A 16,278-nucleotide genomic window follows, 5' to 3' on the forward strand; every position below is an offset into this window, starting at 1 on the left:
CCACCGGAGCCCGGCAGCGCCTCACGGATCGACACGTGCCAACGGCACATCCGTATCTGCCTCAACAGTTCGTCCCGGCCGTCCCCGGGTCGTGCAGCCGTCGCAGTCATCCCAAATCCCGCATTCAGGAATCTCCAAGCGGGTGCCCCTGTGAACCTTGGGAGTCAGGCATCATGACCCAGCAGTCAGTGGAACCGAAGACCAGCGCGGAGGCCGCGGGCCCCGGCTCGCGCGTCCCCGCCGGAAGATCATGGCTCGACCGGTACTTCCACATATCCGAACGAGGCTCCACGCTCGCGCGCGAGGTGCGCGGCGGCGTCACGACCTTCATGGCCATGGCGTACATCCTCCTGCTCAACCCGCTGATCCTCGGCGGGGAGGACGTCAACGGCAACCTCCTCGGCCAGAGCGGACTGATCACCGCGACCGCCTTCGCCGCGGCCGCGACGACCCTGCTCATGGGCTTCGTCGGCAAGGTGCCCCTCGCGCTGGCCGCCGGGCTCAGCGTCTCCGGTGTGCTCGCCTCGCAGGTCGCGCCCAACATGACCTGGCCGCAGGCCATGGGCATGTGCGTGATCTACGGTGTGGTGATCTGCCTCCTGGTGGTCACCGGCCTCCGCGAGATGATCATGAACGCGATCCCGCTCGCGCTCAAACACGGCATCACCATGGGCATCGGGCTCTTCATCGCCCTCATCGGCCTCTACAAGGCCGGCTTCGTCCACCAGGGCACGGCCACCCCCGTCTCCCTCGGCCCGGCCGGTGAACTCGCCGGCTGGCCCGTCCTGATCTTCTGTGTGACCCTGCTCCTCATCTTCATGCTCCAGGCGCGCAACATCCCCGGCGCGATCCTGATCGGCATCATCGTCGGCACCCTGGTCGCCATCGTCATCAACGCGATCGCCGACATCGACGCCAAGTCCTGGAGCAGCGGCCCGCCCGCCCTGGACGGCAGCGCGGTCGCCATGCCGGACTTCTCGCTCTTCGGGAACGTGGAGTTCGGCGGCTGGGGCGACGTCGGCGTGATGACCGTCGGCATGATCGTCTTCACCCTGGTGCTGGCCGGCTTCTTCGACGCGATGGCCACCATCATCGGCGTCGGCACCGAGGCCAAGCTCGCGGACGACAAGGGCCGGATGCCGGGTCTGTCGAAGGCGCTGTTCGTCGACGGCGCCGGCGGTGTCATCGGCGGTGTCGCCTCGGGCTCCGGCCAGACGGTCTTCGTCGAGTCGGCCACCGGGGTCGGCGAGGGGGCCCGGACCGGGTTCGCCTCCGTCGTCACCGGTCTCTTCTTCGCCGCCTGCCTCTTCTTCACCCCGCTCACCGCGATCGTGCCGACCGAGGTGGCCTCCGCCGCCCTCGTCGTCATCGGCGCGATGATGATGCAGAACGCCCGGCACGTCGACTGGAGCGACCGCTCCGTCGCCATCCCGGTCTTCCTGACGGTGGTCCTGATGCCCTTCACGTACACCATCACCACCGGTGTCGCCGCGGGTGTCATCGCCTACTCCGCCATCAAGCTCGCCCAGGGCCGGGCCCGCGAGGTCGGGGCCTTCATGTGGGGGCTGACGGTGATCTTCCTCGTCTTCTTCGCCCTCAACCCGATCGAGAGCTGGCTCGGCGTCCACTGACGCCGGCCGACCACCCCCTCCCTCATCCAAAGGAGAGACGCCATGCTGGACATCGCCGAGGAGCTGAACCGGTGGGTCTCGCAGGGACGCGAGTTCGCCGTCGCCACCGTGGTGGCGGTCGGCGGCAGCGCGCCCCGGCAGCCGGGAGCCGCCCTCGCCGTCGACCGTGACGGCACGGCCATCGGCTCGGTCTCCGGCGGCTGTGTGGAGGGCGCGGTCTACGAGCTGTGCCGGCAGGCCCTTCAGGACGGCGAATCCGTCCGCGAGCGGTTCGGCTACAGCGACGAGGACGCCTTCGCGGTCGGCCTGACCTGCGGCGGCGTCATCGACATCCTGGTCACACCGGTCCGGGCGGACGATCCCGCCCGCCCGGTGTTCGCCGCGGCCCTCGCGGCCGCCGCCGAGGGGACGGCGACCGCCCTGGCCCGGGTCACGGACGGCCCCGCCGAACTGCTCGGCCGCCCGCTCCTGGTCCGTCCCGACGGGGGTTACGAGGGCGGACTCGGCGGCCACCCGGCGCTGGACCGGACCGCCGCCGCCGAGACCCGCGCCCTCCTGGACACGGGCCGCACCGGGCCGCTCACCATCGGCGAGCAGGGCTCCCGCTGCGGCCGCCCGGTCCAGCTGCTGGTCGAGTCCAGCGTGCCCCCGCCCCGCATGATCGTCTTCGGCGCCATCGACTTCGCCGCCGCCCTGGTGCGGGCCGGGAAGTTCCTCGGCTACCGGGTCACCGTCTGCGACGCCCGCCCGGTCTTCGCCACCGCCGCCCGCTTCCCCGAGGCCGACGAGGTCGTCGTCGAGTGGCCCCACCGCTATCTCGCGGGGACCGCCACCGACGCCCGTACGGTGCTCTGCGTCCTCACCCACGACGCCAAGTTCGACGTCCCCCTGCTGGAGGCCGCCCTCCGCCTCCCGGTCGCCTACGTCGGCGCGATGGGCTCCCGCCGCACCCACCTCCAGCGCAACGACCGCCTGCGCGAGGTCGGCCTCACCGACCGCGAACTGGCCCGCCTGCACTCCCCGATCGGCCTCGACCTCGGAGCCCGTACGCCGGAGGAGACCGCCCTCTCCATCGCCGCCGAGATCGTCGCGGTCCGCCGCGGCGGCAGCGGCGCCCCGCTCACCGGCGCCCACACCCCCATCCACCACGACAACAGCGGGCAGCCGCTGGCTTCGGTGGCCTGAACACGCGGCGGGAACAGCCGACCCCCGGGGCCTGGAGGCCCCGGGGGTCACCGTCGTCCCTGCCGCCGGTCAGCGCCCCGCCTGCAGCGCTCCCCAGGTCGCCGGGCCGACCTTGCCGTCGACGCCCAGGCCGCGGCCGCTCTGGTAGGTGCGTACGGCGGTCTCCGTGGCCGGGCCGAAGCTGCCGTCGGCGTCGACCGTGGTGCCGAGCGCGGCCGTCAGGGCGCGCTGGATGCGCTTGACGGCGTCGCCGGAGCTGCCCCGGGAGAGGGCCGGGGTGGTGCCGGCCGAGAGGAGGGCCGTCCAGGTCTTCGGGCCCACCGCGCCGTCGGCGGTCAGCGAACGGGCGCGCTGGAACGCCTGGGTGGCGCTCTTGGTGGCCGGGCCGAAGACGCCGTCGGCGGTGCCGGCCGCGTACCCCTGGGCGTTGAGCAGCTGCTGGACCGCCTTCACCTGCGGGCCGGTGGAGCCGGACTGCTGGAGCGTGTACGAGGGGAAGGTCAGGCCGTCACCGGGGGTGCCGGGGGTCCCCCCGATCAGCTGCATGTAGTGGTTCCAGTTCCAGTTGGGGCCCGGGTCGGTGTGGGTGGCGCCGGGGGCCTCGCTGTGGCCGATGATGTGCGACCGGGTCTTCGGGATGTCGTACCGCGCGGCCAGGTGCTTGGTGAGGGCGGCGGAGGAGCGGTACATCGCCTCCGTGTACCAGGCCGGGTTGTCGACGTACCCCTCGTGCTCGATCCCCACGGACGAGGAGTTGACGCTGCCCGCGTGCCAGGCGGTGTCCTTCTCCAGGACCGACTGGGTGACCTCGCCGTCCGAGGAGCGGATCGTGTAGTGCGCGCTGACCTTCGACGCCGGGTTCTGGTACCAGCTGATGGAACCGGCGTACGAGCCCTGCGTGGTGTGGATGACCACCTTGTCGACGGCGGCCTTGCGGCCGACGACGTAGTTCCCGGAGTACGCGGCGACCCAGCGGGCCGTGGGGTAGTCGGGGCTCTGCGCGTAGATTCCGGCGGACGGCACCCCGTCCTTCTCCGGAGCGACCGGGCGGGAGGGCACCCGCACCTTCTCGCCGCCGGGCGCGGTGGCGTCCAGGCCCTCGGCGAGGAAGGTGAAGACCGTGTCCGCGTAGAGCGCCGCCGCCGGTCCCTCCGCCTCGCTGTACCGGGCGACCGCCGGGTACCAGGCGTTCACGTCGCTCCGCTCCGCGCGGTCCAGGCCCAGGCGGTCGGCGTGGTCGCGCAGGACGGCGGCGCCGCCGAGGATGTTCGCCGCGGTGTCCCGGCGCAGCCTGTCCGCCGGCTCGCCGGTCAGCGCGGCCGCCTTCTCCAGCGAGCGGTTCTCCGGGTTGCTGGCCAGGTGCATCACCCCGTAGCCGTTGGCCTGGCTGGGCTGCCCCGCGTGGCCGTCGAGCCGGCTCTCGCCGTAGCCGACGGCGGCCAGCAGGTCGCGCGGTACGCCGTACTCCTGCGCCGCCCGGTCGAAGGCGCGGTTCAGCGGGTCGGTGGCGTCCCGGTCCGGGGCGGCGGTGGCGGGCTGGCCGGTGGCCACCAGGGCGGAGACGGTGAGGGCGGCCAGGACGGACGCGCGGGCCCGGGTGCGGGCGAGGGGGCTGCTGGGCATGGGTGCTCCTGCTCTGTGGGGACATCCGGGGTGGGGAAGAGAGCAGCCCTCGGTCCGGGTGTGCGGGGCCGAGGGGCTGCGAGCGTCCCCAGGCTAACCAGCTGAGAGGGGCATGACAATGACGCCAGGAGCGCGGCGTGTCGAACAACTCACCTGAAAAACAAGGGAGTTGATGGGCAATTAGGGCCTGTCGGGTGACGGGGCGTATCACCCGACAGGGGGTGTCATGGGCCGATCGGCCCCACCTCGGCTACCAGCGGTCGCGGTGGACGACCTCTGCCACCGGACGGCGCCGCACCGGACCGAAGTTGCCCACCGGGAGGCCGACCGGGATGGCGGCGAACGTCGCCATGTCGTCCGGGATGCCCAGCTCCCGCTTCCACTCCTCCTCCAGGAACAGGTGCCAGATGGTGATGTTCGCCGCGAGCCCCAGCGCCCGCGCCGCGAGCAGCAGGTTCTGGACGCCCGGATAGACGCAGGACCCCTCCGCCAGTGCCTGGAACCGGGCCTGAGAGGTCATCATCCGCTCGGTCGCCTCCGGTCCGAGCGCCTGCGCGGAGGCGATCAGCCCCTCCTCGTCCAGCCGCGGCTCAGGGAAGCGGTAGCACGGGATGACCAGGACCGGCGTCCGGGCGAAGTGGTCGCGCTGGTACTCGATGGCGGCGACCATCCGGCCGTACGCCGCCTCGTCCATGCCCTTCGGGGCGTACTTCCCGGTCGTCGCCAGATACGAGTCGACGCACCGCTTCCACAGCGGCGCCAGCCGGGCCATCACCTCGCGGTCGGTGACCACGACGTACTCGTAACACTGCATGTTGCCGCCGCTGGGACCCCAGACGGCGGCCTGTATGAGCTGGTCGATCGTCTCGTCCGGGATGGCGTCCGGCTTGAGGCGGCGCATGGCGCGCATGGTGGACATGGTGTCGAAGAGCGCCGGGCCGCCGGGGGCGGAGGACTCGTGCTGAACCGATTCGGTGGTCATGATCGCGGATTCTAGGCAGGGTCCCCGGCCGCCGTCCCGCCGCGGTCCCGAAGAGGTACGGGCTCGGTCGGCGGAGGTACGGGGGGCCGTAGAGGTCCGGGCTCGGCCCGGAGACGTGCGGGCGTCTGCAGAGCTTCGGGCGCGGTCCGGACCGGTACGGGCTCCGTGCCGCGCGGTGTGCGCCGCGCGGCACGGAGCCCGGTCCTCCCTCCCGGTGGTGCCCCGGTCAGGGCGCCCAGGGAGCGGCGAGGGACCAACTGCTGTCGGCGGTCAGGGTCTGCGGCCGGTTGAAGCCCGACCCTCCGTCACCGGAGGCGATGTACACCGCGGACTCGTAGTGGCGCAGGAAGGAGCCCGGCAGGTTGATCGACTCGAAGGTGACGCCCGTGCCGCCGATCCCCGGCCGCGCGCAGAAGGTGGCGTCCTGGCGGAACAGCGCCGAGTTCTCGCTGGGGGAGGTGCGCACCCGGCTGTCGGCGTGCCGCAGGAACCGGCCCGGGTAGTTCACCGATTCGAACGAGTAGCAGGACGAGTCGGCCAGCCCGCGCCGCACGGTGTAGGTGGCGTCCTGCTTGAGCGTGGCGCTGCTGCCCGCGCCGACGATCTCGGTGAAGGCGAGGCTGTCGGCGTGCCGCAGATACCGGTCGGTGTGGCCCCAGGTGGTCACCCGCAGCGAGCGGCGCACATCGGTGGGGAGGAGCACGGAGCTGCGCCACAGGGCCGGTTCGGCGGTGTTCCAGGTGGCGTCGGCGGCGAAACCGGTCGCGGTGTCCCAGGGGCTGGGGCCGCCGCTGCGTGCCAGATAGACCTGGTCGGCGTAGTGCCGGAGGTAGGAGCCGCGGAAGTTGAACGACTCGTACGAGGTGCCTCCGGAGGCGAGGCCGGTGCGGGCGCACCAGGTGGCGTCCGCGGCGAACGGGCCGCCGGTGTCGGTGTCGACGCGGACCCGGCCGCCCGCGTGCCGCAGATAGCGGCCCGGCTGGTTGACCGACTCGAAGGAGAGGCAGCGCGGGTCGGCGAGTCCGGCCACCGTGCGGTACGAGGCGTCCTGGCGGCCGAGGTCGGGGGAGGCGGTGGACAGGACGTCGGTGCGTGCCGCCGAGTTGGCGTGGCGCAGATAGCGGTCGGTGAACCCGGGGGTGGTGACCCGGAAGGAGCGGACATGGCCGAGGGTGTGGTTCGGGGTGGCGTTGAGATTGCGGGAGGCGTCGATCAGGGCGCCGTGGGCCGCGCGCAGCCGGCCGGTGTCGACCTTCTGGACGCGCCGGTCGTAGGTGAGCAGCCCGTTGTACTCGCCCTCGACGTCGGTGATCTCGGTGTAGACGTAGGCCGAGACGCCCTTGGTGGTCATCAGCCGCTGCACATCGCGGACCATGCCGGTGTAGCGGTCGTCGAGCTGGGCGTTGCTGAACACCTGCTCGTAGGCGAAGAACCGGCCGTCGGGGCTGTACTCGTGGCCGGGCGTCCGCAGGCCGATGCCGCCGAACTCACCGAGGACGGAGAAGCGGGTGGCGGAGGGGCGAGGTGCGTCCGGGCCGGTGTAGACATGCCAGTCGATCATGTCGCCGTTACCCGGATCGCCCTTGGAGACGCAGCAGTTGTAGCCGCTGTGGGCGTTCATCAGCCGGGACGGGTCGTAGCTCTTCAGCTCGTCGGCGATGCGCCGGGTGGCGTTGAGATCCCATTCCCCCCAGCCCTCGTTGAACGGGACGTAGGAGACGACCGCCGGGGAGAACCGGTGCTCGTCGATGATCTCCCGTGCCTCGGTCTCCAGTTGGGCGATCTGGGCCGGGGTGCGGTTCTGGTCGAAGGCCTGGGTGGAGGGGATGTCCTGCCACACCAGCAGCCCGAGCCGGTCGGCGTGGTAGTACCAGCGGGCCGGTTCGACCTTGATGTGCTTGCGCACCATGTTGAAGCCGAGGTCCTTGTGCTTCTGGAGGTCGAAGGCGAGGGCCGCGTCGGTGGGCGCGGTGTACAGGCCGTCGGGCCAGTAGCCCTGGTCGAGGGTGCCGATCTGGAAGACGAACTCCCCGTTCAGCGTGGGCCGCAGGACCCCGTCGACCATCTTCTTGCCGACCTCGCGCATCCCGAAGTAGCTGGTGACGGTGTCGACGGCGGCGCCGGAGGCGTTACGGAGGGTGACCCGCAGGTCGTAGAGGAACGGGTCGTCCGGCGACCAGCGACGGGCGTTCGGCACGGGTACGGAGAACTCGGTGAAGCCGCCGGTGGTCTCACCGACCACGGTGGCGCCGGAGAGTGCCTCGGCGCGGACGGTGTGGCCGCTGACGTTGCCGCGGGTGAAGACGCGGACCCGGGCGGTGTTGGTCGCCAGGTCGGGGCGGATGTCCACGGAGTAGAGGGAGGAGGCGGGCGTCGGCTCCAGCCAGACGGTCTGCCAGATACCGGAGTTGGGCGTGTAGAAGATGCCCGTGGGGTTGTTGGTCTGCTTGCCGACCGGCTGCTTCTCGCCGCGCCCGTCGGTCGGGTCGTAGACGCGCACGATCAGCTCGTTGGAGCCGGCGCGCAGCTGCGGGGTGATGTCGACCTCGAAGCGGTCGTAGCCGCCCCGGTGGGTGGTGACCTGCGTGCCGTTCACCCAGACGGTGGCCTCGTAGTCGACGGCGCCGAAGTGCAGTTGGACGCGCTGTCCGGCCCAGCTCTGCGGGACGGTGAAGGCGCGCTTGTAGAACATCAGGTCGCGGTTGTCGTTGCGCATGATGCCGGAGAGCGCCGACTCCACCGGGTAGGGCACGAGTATCCGCTCGGGGAGGGTCTGTCCGAACGGCGGGGCCGCGTTGCGGTTGACATTGCCCGCGCCGTCCACCGGCGGGTTGAGGAACTCCCACTCGCCGTTGAGGGACTGCCAGTCCCGCCGCGTCAGCTGAGGCCGCGGATAGTCCGGCAGGGGGTCGGTGGTGGACACCTGGTCGGTCCAGGGGGTGGTCAGCGGTGGGGTCTTGGGCGGTACGGCGGCCGAGGCGGTGCCGGTGAGGAACGGCCCTCCGGCCATCACCAGCAGGGCCACCAGACAGGCGGCGACGCGTCTCATCGATCTCCTCAGGGCAGGACGGCGCGCGGCGTCCGGTGCGCCGCCCGGACCGGGTGAGCGGGGGCGGCGCGCGGCAGGCCGTGCGGGGTCGGGACGAGCGGGTGCGAGTGCAGCGAGAAGGCCTCATCTCCCCTCCCTGGCAAGGGAGTTCGGACCGAGGCAGGGGGAACGTAGCATGAAACATTGTCGAACGGGATCGCTCAGGAACCCCCAATTTTCCAACGTTTACCATCACCGGCCGGGCCTCGGTGGTGGATGGTGTGCGAAACCGGTTCCCCGCGTCGGCTCCGCGCGGGCCCTGTACCCGCCCGGCCGCACCAGGGGATTCGTACACCTGGACAGGGCTCCCTCCGCACGGGGGAACGAGGACCGGGAACCCCTCGCCGAAGGCGTATAAAGGGTCCTTCCGGAGCAGCCGGCGTCCCCGATGGCCCCGTTCCACCCTCACCCCACCCTGCGCGGCCGGCGTCACCGCGTCACTGAGCCCAGGAGCGCCAATGACCACGTCGGAAGAGATCAGCGCCCTGCTGGTAGCGAAGTTCGGAACCGACCCCGAGGCCCTTGGCCCCGACGTTCCGCTGCACCGGCTGCGGCTGGACTCCCTCGCCCTGGAGGAGCTGCGGCTGCTCATCGAGGACCGGCTCGACGTCGACCTGGAGGACACCGTGCTCACCTCGCGCGACACCCTCGGGCGGCTGATCGAGGCCGTCCAGGTCAAGGTCGCCGCGTGAGCGCCCCGGAGGCCGCCGCGCCGGGTGCGGGCAGGCCCTACCGCCGTACGCCGCTGCCGCCCTTCGAGGCCGCCGTCACCGGGGTCGGCCTGGTCACCGCCGCCGGTACGGGCGCCGCGGCCGCCTGGCACGGGGTCACCGAGCGGCTCACCCCCTCCGTCGGCCCCCGGCCCGAACTCGACGGCCTGCCCTGCGACTTCTTCTACTCCGTCACCGACTGCGACCCGCGCGAGCTGCTCGGGGTGGCGGCCCAGCGGCTGATGGACCGTTTCGCCCAGCTCGCCGTCATCGCCGCCCGCGAGGCCGTCGCGGACGCAGGGCTCGACCCGGCCCTCTGGGAGAGCGGCCGGGTCGGCATCGTCATCGGCTCGGCCCACGGCGGACTCCCCTTCTACGACGAGCAGTACGCCACCCTCGCCGAGCGCGGCGCCCGCCGGGTCTCCCCGAAGCTCGCCCCCCTCAGCGTCGTCAACGGCGCCGCCAGCAGCGTCAGCCTGGACCTCGGCATCCAGGGCCCCAGCCTCGCCGTCTCCACCGCCTGCTCGTCCGGGACCGTCGCCATCGGCACCGCCCACCAGATGCTCCGCTCCGGGGCCTGCGACGTCGTCATCGCGGGCGGCGCCGAATCCACCTGCGCCCGGCTCCTGATCGCCAGCGCCTGCAGCCTCAAGGCCGTCTCCACCCGCCGTGAGGACCCCACGGCCGCCTGCCGCCCCTTCGACACCCACCGGGACGGCTTCGTCGTCGGTGAGGGCGCGGGCCTCCTCGTCCTGGAGCACCCCGACCACGCCCGGGCCCGGGGCGCCACCGTCCGCGCCCATGTGAACGGCTACGGGGCCTCCAGCGACGCCCACTCCGCCGTCGCCCCCGACCCCGAGGGGCTCGGCATCGAACGCGCCCTGCGCACCGCCCTCGCGGACGCCGGGATCTCCCCGGCCGACGTCGGACACGTCAACGCGCACGGCACCTCCACGCTCTCCAACGACCTCATCGAGGCGACCATGCTCCGCCGCGTCCTCGGCGAGGGCCCCCTGGTCACCTCCACCAAGGCGATGACCGGCCACACCCTCGGCGCGGCGGGCGGCATCGAGACCGCGCTCACGGTCCTCGCCCTCCAGCACCAGCTGGTGCCGCCCACGGTCAACCTGGACGTGCCCGACCCGGAGATCCCGCTGGAGATCGTCGCCAAGGAGGCGCGGGCCGCCTCCTTCGACTGCGCGGTCAAGACCTCGCTCGGCTTCGGCGGCCACAACGCGGCGCTCGTCCTCACCAGGGCCTGACCGGAAGGGAGTTGGGAAGCAGCCATGCCCGAGGAGATCATCCGGACGCTCTCGGTGGACGGGGTGCGGTACGGCTACCGCGTCCTGCGCCACGACCGCGGCGCGGGGACCGGACCCGTCACCGAACCGGCGCTCGTCATCGGCGGCGCGCTCCAGGGCATGCACGGCTGGCCGCAGATGGACGACCACCTGGGCCCGGCCGCCGACGTGGTCACCGCCGACCTGCCCGGCATGGGCTCCGCCGACCCGCTGCCGCCCGGCCCCAGTGCGGGGATCCTGCGGCGCGCGGTCCTCGGGATCGCGGACGACCTCGGCGCCCCCCGGCTGAACCTCTTCGGCTTCTCCTACGGCACCGCCATCGCCTTCGGCTTCGCCCAGCGCCACCCCGAGCGGGTGGCGCGGCTCGCCCTCGGCGGCGTACCGGTGCACATCGACGCCGCCCAGGTGGAGTGCTGGGAGCGGGCGCGGGAGCTGCTGGCGGGCGGGGACCGTGACGGCTTCGCCGCGACAGCCGCCGACGCGCTGATGTGCCTGGACCCCGAACGTCCCGTACACCGACGGGAGTTGGCGCGCCGCTATGTGCGGCGCTCCTTTCTGCACGCGCTCGCCCACTCGCCGCACGCGACGGAGTCGCTCCACCGGGCGCTGGCCGACCGGCCGGACTTCTCCGGCGGGCTGAGCGGGGTGCCGGCCCTGGTCTTCGCCGGGGAGCACGACACGGTGACCTCGCCGGCGCTCCAGCGGGAGTTCGCGGCGACGATCGAGGGCAGCCGGTTCCTGACGCTCCCGGAGTCCGACCACTGGGTGGTCCTCGAACGGGCCATCGAGGTGGCGGAGTTGGTGGCGCGGTTCTTCACGGAGACGGAAGGGGCGCCGGTGGCCACCCCCGTCACGCTGCCCCGGCAGGCGGGTGCCCCGGTGGGCCGGAGCTGAGCGTCCGGCCCACCGGGGTCCGGTCTCAGAACCAGAAGCCGCCGGTCCGCACCCGCACCACCTGCGGGTCGTGGTCGCTCGCCTGGTCGGCGAACTCCGCGTTGATGTGCACCACGTCGTAGTCGAAGCGCCGGATCGCCGGGCTCGTCAGGATGTGGTCCAGGGTCTGCGAGTTGCCGTCGAAGACATAGCTGTACCGCTCCGCGGCGGGCAGCGTCGTGATCAGCGGCTTGAGGACCCGGCCCTTGGTCAGCGCCGTGAACGTCGGGGAGAACTCGAAGTCGTTGAAGTCCCCGAGCGCCACCACCCGCGCCGACCTGTCGGCCTTGAGCAGCGAGGTGACGAAGGCGTTGACCTCGGTGGCCTGCTGGATGCGCTTGGCCTCCGAGGAGCGGTTGGGCTCCTGGAACCGGCCGTGCAGCGGCTGGTCACCGCCCTTGGAGCCGAAGTGGTTGCCGATGACGAAGACCGGCTTGCCCCGGAAGGTGAACTCGCCCACCAGCGGCTTGCGGCTGGCCTCCCACGCCGGGCTCGCCGGGTTGATCCGGCCGGGCGACGCGGAGAGCTTCACGCCCTTCCAGGTCTTCACCGCCTGCACCGGGGTGGTGGCGTCGCCGCCCGGCCGGTCCGCGAAGGAGACCCGCTGGGGGTTGAAGAGGAAGACGTTGCGGATGTTGCCGCCCGGCTCGCCGCCGTCCTTGTTGTTCTCCGGGGCGATGTAGCGCCAGGCGTAGCGCGGGCCGCCCTGGGCGACGATCGCGTCGGTGAACCGCTTCAGCGTCTCCTCGGAGCCCACCGTGCCGTCGTTGACCGGCCCGTTGTCGTCCTGGATCTCCTCCAGCGAGACGATGTCGGGGGAGGAGAGGTTCTTCGCGATGCCCTCGGCCAGCGTGTCGAACTTGGCCTGGTCGTCGGCCGCGTCCAGGTTCTCCACGTTGTACGTGGCGATCGCCAGCTCGTCCTTCTTCTGCTTGCGCGTCACCTCGCGCCGCAGCTTCTTGTCGACGTGTGTGCCCAGCTCGGTGGCCTGGAGGTTGTAGCCGCCGTAGGAGGCGTAGTCGAGGACGCCGGTGGTGCTGCCCTTGATCACGTCACCGACGTTGGCGGTGGGGACCGGCTGCGCCGGGTCCAGCGACATCACCTTGAGCCGGCCGGTGTTCTGGTCCTCGTACGAGGCGTAGCGCGTCCCGCCGCGCCGGGTCGGGTTCTCCTTCGGCTTGACCGTCACCCAGATCTCGTCGTACGCCGTCGTCGCCCCGGTCACGCGGGTGTCGGCGATCCGGACGCGGACGCCCTCCAGCGACTCGTACAGGTCCAGGGCGTAGCGCTTCGGCTCCAGGGGCAGCGCGTCGATGGAGCCGCCGCCCGCCGAGGGGACGTAACGGCCGGGCACCGAACGGGCGTCGAGGACGACCGGGGCGGGCAGCGCGTTGCCGGAGGAGAGGACCGTGACGCGGGGCGAGGTGATCTGCGTGATCGACTGGGTGGCGGTGCCCGGGTAGTACTCGGCGACCTTCCCGCTCACCAGGACGGAGTCCCCGGCCTTCACGGTGGGCGCGGCGGAGCCGGTGTAGACGAAGAGGCCCTCGCTGGTGCGCGGGTCGTCGTCCGGCGCGGTCTCCTGGATCCAGAAGCCGCGCGAGCCCGTGGCCCGTACGCCGGTGACGACGCCCGGCACGCCGGTGACCGCCGTGCCGTCGAGCGGGGAGACGCGGGTGGTGCCCTGGATGTCGTGGATGCGGACCGGGCCGGGCTCGGTCGGGCCGGGCTCCTCCGGTCCCTGGCCGCCGCCGGACGTCTCGCCCGCCGCGTTGACGGGGGTCGGGGCGCCGGCGGAGAAGTCGGCCGCGTTGTCGTCGGTGTCCGCCAGCGAGGCGGCCCGGTGGACGGAGGCGGTGGCCGAGGCGGTGGGGGCCGGGCCGCTGCCCTCCCGGACGACCGCGGAACCGTAGCCGACCAGGTCCACGATCCTGGGCTCGGCCGCGCAGTCCGCCGCCGACTTGCAGGTGAGCGGCGTGGTGCCGGAGACCAGGGCCACGGTGCCGCTTCCGGCCGCCATCGCGATGGTGCCGGTGGCGTCCGGGGTGGGCAGGGCCACCGTGCCGCCGGTGCCCGCCGCCTGGGCGACGAGGTAGCGGCCGCCGGGGGCGATCGATCCGGTGAGCGCGGAGACCTGCCACTGCGAACCGGCCGACGGGGCGCCCGGGAGGTACTGGACGCTGAAGCCGCCGACCTCGAACGGGGTGGAGCCGGCGTTGGCCAGCTCCACGAAGTCCCGGGTCAGCGTCGCGCCGGAGTTGCCCCCGCCGCCGTACACCTCGGAGATCACCGCGGTGGCGGACGGGGCCGCCTGGGCGGCGGGCAGGGCGGTCACCGCGAGCGCGACGGCGACGGCGCCGGTCAGCAGGGCGGAACCGGATCTGGATATCTGCACGGGAGGTGCCCCTCAGCTTGGTGGTAAGAGCCAAAAACTATGCGCGTAGAACGAGGCATGACAAGGCATCATCGGTTAATTCCCGGCATCATCCGGATGGAGGGCAGGTTCCCGCGCCGCCGCGTGCCCCCGTGAGACGACCGTCCATCATCCGGTCAACGGTTTGACCGCGTTACGCCGTTTCGGCTACGTAGCGCGCCATGCAGCGATCCGCACACCTGACGACGCGAGGTCATGTCGAGCTGAGAGTGTGTGCTCCGCGGCGTGTCACCGGGTCTGAACGCACCGAGCCCCTGGGCGACCGCGGCCGGAGCCCCTCCGGCCGCGGTCGCCCAGGCGATCGTTCCACGGGAGAAGCCCCGACCGCACCGGCGGGCCGGGGCCCGAGGCCCGCCCAGGGTCTCCCCGCACGGCCCGCTGCCACCGGGGACCTGGAAGACACCTGTGAAGCGTCTGACCGCGCCCGTCCGCCGCCCCGCCCCGCTGCGCCGCTCCGACTCCCCCGCCGGAGGACCCACCCGCCGGGTCTCCGGCACCGGCTCCGTGCTGAGCGCGAACCTCGACCACGGGCCGGTCGCCCACTCCACCGTCTCCCTCATGGACCTGCGCGGCCGGATCGTCACCGAGGACCGGCAGCCGCACGCGATCGGGGCGAGCGGCCCGTACGCCACCGTCCCCGGCCGCTCCCCGCGCGGTCTCTCCAGCAGGCCCGCGCTCCTGCGTGACCTGGCCGACCGGCTGCCCCGGTTGATCGAGGAGCACGGCGCCGGGCGCACCGTCCTCGCCCTCGGTTTCGCCACCGGCCACCGGGTCGGCCCCGCCGCCGGGGTCGTCGTCGACCACTCGTACCTGGGGTGGCGGGACGTCCCCGTGCGCGAGATCCTCAATGCCGCCACCGGACTGCCCGTCCATGTGGATAGCCACTCAGGGGCGTTGGCCCGCGCCGAGCAGCTGTTCGGCGAGGCGTCGACCTGGGCCAGCATCGCCCGGATCGCCGAACGCGGCCGTCTGGACCCCCTCTAGCCCGGTCCTCATGGGCGACCCCGGCCACTGCCCCGCCGCCAAGCTCGAACCGGCCGTGCTGCTTACCGCCCTCGCCGGGGCCACCGAGCACATCGGGCTCATCGCCACCGCCTCCACCAGCTACAACTTCGGCCTGGACGGCACCCCGCTGCACCGCGAGCGCTATCGCAGGGCCGCCGAGTTCGTTGAGGTCTCCACCAAGCTCTGGGACAGCTGGGCGGACGACGCCGTCGTCGCGGACAAGGAGAGCGGCGTCCACGCCCTGGCCGAACGGATCCGGGCCATCGGCCACCAGGGTGAGTTCTTCCGCGTCGATGGGCCCCTCAACGTCCGTTGCTCGCCCCAGGGTTACCCGCTGCTCCTGCAGGCCGGACCCAGCGAGGACGGCAAGGACATCGCCGCCCGCTATGCCGAAGCCGTTGTTCACCGCCCAGCAGACCCTGGAGGAGGGCATCGCCTTCTACCGAGACGTCAAGGCGCGGGCCGTGGCGGTCGGCCGCGCCCCCGACACCATCAGGATTCTGCCTGGCATCGTCCCCGTCATCGGTGACACCGAGGCCGAAGTCCGCGAGCTGGAAGCCGAGTTGGACCGGATCTTCGTCCCCAAGTACGCCAAACGCCGGCTCGCCCTGCGCCTGAAGATCGCCCCTGAGGAGCTGGACCTGGACGCCGAACTCCTCCAGGGCATCTTCCGCCGCTTGGCAGTCAGCTGTCCGGTCAGGAACCGCAAGGTGCGGCTGGACAGATCAATCGAGGACGGGTAGACAAGCACGCGAAGCTCCTGGTGGACACGAGTGATCTTGATCGAGAACCCGTCCACCAGGAGCTTCGTCGTTGCGCAGGGCTGTCCAACTCGCGGTCAGCACCACCAGTTTGGAAAAAGCTCCTTATTCTTCCGTCTCTCTATTCTCCGTTCTTCATTCCTTCGAGAATTCCAGAGTGGAGCGGGCGTCCGGATCTCCCGTAAAGAAGTAGAGCTTGGTCTGACTCTTTTCTGCGGCAATGCTGATGATCCAGTAGGACTCGGCGGGGGGAGTGGCCTCCCGTCCCTCCGCTGCTGGATCGTTCTTCCCGGGGGGAGTCTTCCCGGATTTCACATCGAGTCTCACGGTCTGGCCGTCACTCGCCAGGCGTGGGCCTCGATATTCGCCCGATCCGAGCAGTTTCCAGGTGCCCTTCCCTGACATGCGCCAGTTCTCATCGAACGACCAGTCCTGACCGTCAAGGTTCATGACGGTCGCCGTACCACCGTCATCCAGTCGCACCCGGCTTCCTTCCCAACCCCGCCAGGTGCCGACGAGATCCTTCTCGAGGACAGGCGCCGACTCGGGCACCGGATCGTATCGACGGTCCGCCGCACAGGAGGTCCCACCGAGAAATACCGCCAAGGCGAGAACCAGGGCACCC

At 71.8% G+C, this 16,278-nt stretch carries 12 protein-coding genes and 1 pseudogene; 7 read left to right on the forward strand and 6 right to left on the reverse strand.

Going from position 1 to position 16,278, the window contains the following annotated elements; all coding sequences use genetic code 11:
* Positions 1-173 precede the first annotated feature (173 nt).
* Together ACQ9ZG_RS27815 and ACQ9ZG_RS27820 are read left to right on the forward strand one after the other, a co-directional pair.
* Positions 174-1,631: an NCS2 family permease gene (locus tag ACQ9ZG_RS27815; RefSeq protein ID WP_028418182.1), complete on the forward strand. Its 1,458-nt coding sequence runs from the start codon at positions 174-176 to the stop codon at positions 1,629-1,631.
* Positions 1,632-1,673: 42 nt separating this feature from the next.
* On the forward strand, positions 1,674-2,816 hold the full coding sequence (locus ACQ9ZG_RS27820; protein ID WP_028418183.1) for an XdhC family protein: 1,143 nt from the start codon (positions 1,674-1,676) through the stop codon (positions 2,814-2,816).
* 69 nt (positions 2,817-2,885) lie between these two features.
* On the opposite strand, the gene ACQ9ZG_RS27825 is transcribed toward ACQ9ZG_RS27820, so the two are convergent.
* The 4 genes and pseudogenes from ACQ9ZG_RS27825 to ACQ9ZG_RS27840 all read right to left on the reverse strand — a co-directional run.
* Positions 2,886-4,439, reverse strand: a complete 1,554-nt coding sequence (locus ACQ9ZG_RS27825) for a peptidoglycan-binding protein (RefSeq protein ID WP_099219909.1) — start codon at positions 4,437-4,439, stop codon at positions 2,886-2,888.
* Positions 4,440-4,689: 250 nt separating this feature from the next.
* A complete protein-coding gene (locus ACQ9ZG_RS27830) occupies positions 4,690-5,421 on the reverse strand; it encodes a nitroreductase family protein (RefSeq protein ID WP_084991313.1) in 732 nt (243 codons plus the stop codon).
* 226 nt (positions 5,422-5,647) lie between these two features.
* On the reverse strand, positions 5,648-6,124 hold the full coding sequence (locus ACQ9ZG_RS27835; protein ID WP_499281642.1) for an AbfB domain-containing protein: 477 nt from the start codon (positions 6,122-6,124) through the stop codon (positions 5,648-5,650).
* Between the two features lie 18 nt (positions 6,125-6,142).
* Positions 6,143-8,470, reverse strand: a pseudogene (locus ACQ9ZG_RS27840) (AbfB domain-containing protein); the annotation flags it as partial.
* Between the two features lie 497 nt (positions 8,471-8,967).
* On the opposite strand from ACQ9ZG_RS27840, the gene ACQ9ZG_RS27845 reads away from it, so the two are divergent.
* Genes ACQ9ZG_RS27845 through ACQ9ZG_RS27855 form a run of 3 tightly spaced genes read left to right on the forward strand, consistent with a single transcriptional unit; the run spans position 8,968 to position 11,414 of the window.
* Positions 8,968-9,201 carry an acyl carrier protein gene (locus ACQ9ZG_RS27845; RefSeq protein WP_018491562.1) on the forward strand — a complete coding sequence of 78 codons (234 nt, stop codon included), beginning with the start codon at positions 8,968-8,970 and terminating at the stop codon, positions 9,199-9,201.
* A complete protein-coding gene (locus tag ACQ9ZG_RS27850; RefSeq protein ID WP_181398035.1) occupies positions 9,198-10,481 on the forward strand; it encodes a beta-ketoacyl-[acyl-carrier-protein] synthase family protein in 1,284 nt (427 codons plus the stop codon). The genes ACQ9ZG_RS27845 and ACQ9ZG_RS27850 overlap by 4 nt, the downstream gene beginning before the upstream one ends.
* Positions 10,482-10,505: 24 nt before the next feature.
* Complete coding sequence (locus tag ACQ9ZG_RS27855; RefSeq protein WP_109914090.1) at positions 10,506-11,414, forward strand: alpha/beta fold hydrolase; 909 nt, start codon at positions 10,506-10,508, stop codon at positions 11,412-11,414.
* A gap of 25 nt (positions 11,415-11,439) precedes the next feature.
* Here the strand turns inward: ACQ9ZG_RS27855 and ACQ9ZG_RS27860 are convergent, their stop codons facing one another.
* Positions 11,440-13,848, reverse strand: coding sequence for a DUF8508 domain-containing protein (locus ACQ9ZG_RS27860; protein ID WP_499281338.1), 2,409 nt, complete (start codon positions 13,846-13,848; stop codon positions 11,440-11,442).
* Between the two features lie 444 nt (positions 13,849-14,292).
* Between ACQ9ZG_RS27860 and ACQ9ZG_RS27865 the strand changes: the two genes are divergently transcribed.
* Together ACQ9ZG_RS27865 and ACQ9ZG_RS27870 are read left to right on the forward strand one after the other, a co-directional pair.
* Positions 14,293-14,871, forward strand: coding sequence for a hypothetical protein (locus ACQ9ZG_RS27865; RefSeq protein WP_499281339.1), 579 nt, complete (start codon positions 14,293-14,295; stop codon positions 14,869-14,871).
* 407 nt (positions 14,872-15,278) lie between these two features.
* Positions 15,279-15,635: a hypothetical protein gene (locus tag ACQ9ZG_RS27870; RefSeq protein WP_499281340.1), complete on the forward strand. Its 357-nt coding sequence runs from the start codon at positions 15,279-15,281 to the stop codon at positions 15,633-15,635.
* Between the two features lie 153 nt (positions 15,636-15,788).
* Here the strand turns inward: ACQ9ZG_RS27870 and ACQ9ZG_RS27875 are convergent, their stop codons facing one another.
* On the reverse strand, positions 15,789-16,136 hold the full coding sequence (locus tag ACQ9ZG_RS27875) for a hypothetical protein (RefSeq protein WP_146225426.1): 348 nt from the start codon (positions 16,134-16,136) through the stop codon (positions 15,789-15,791).
* Positions 16,137-16,278: the final 142 nt, after the last annotated feature.

Origin of the sequence: Streptomyces araujoniae (assembly GCF_050871195.1) — a bacterium.
GTDB classification, from domain to species: domain Bacteria; phylum Actinomycetota; class Actinomycetes; order Streptomycetales; family Streptomycetaceae; genus Streptomyces; species Streptomyces bacillaris.